At 29.0% G+C, this 255-nt stretch carries 1 protein-coding gene; it reads right to left on the reverse strand.

All coding sequences use genetic code 11. From position 1 onward, the window contains the following. A partial coding sequence (locus DMB65_RS22565) for a hypothetical protein (protein ID WP_230470743.1) occupies positions 1-255 on the reverse strand: 255 nt, incomplete at both ends.

The raw sequence follows: 255 nt of genomic DNA on the forward strand, positions 1-255 counted from the left end.
GATTTTTTACGTTCATAATTTCTATTCATCCTAATAGGTTCAAGATGCCTTTGAAATAAATTTTGTAATTCTAAAAGCACTACTTTGGGTTGCTCTGTAAGTAATAAAACCACTATTTTATTTTTCACGCTTCCAATACTCAATGTTCTGTTAATTTGGTAATCATGCTTTCTAATTTTATTTTTAATTTTCAGATACGATTCGCATTGCTTCTCTATTATACTTTGCAAGTTTGACACAAAAGTTGCGGCATAA

This window comes from Flavobacterium cheongpyeongense (genome assembly GCF_003202435.1).
In the GTDB taxonomy this organism is placed as follows: Bacteria; Bacteroidota; Bacteroidia; order Flavobacteriales; family Flavobacteriaceae; genus Flavobacterium; species Flavobacterium cheongpyeongense.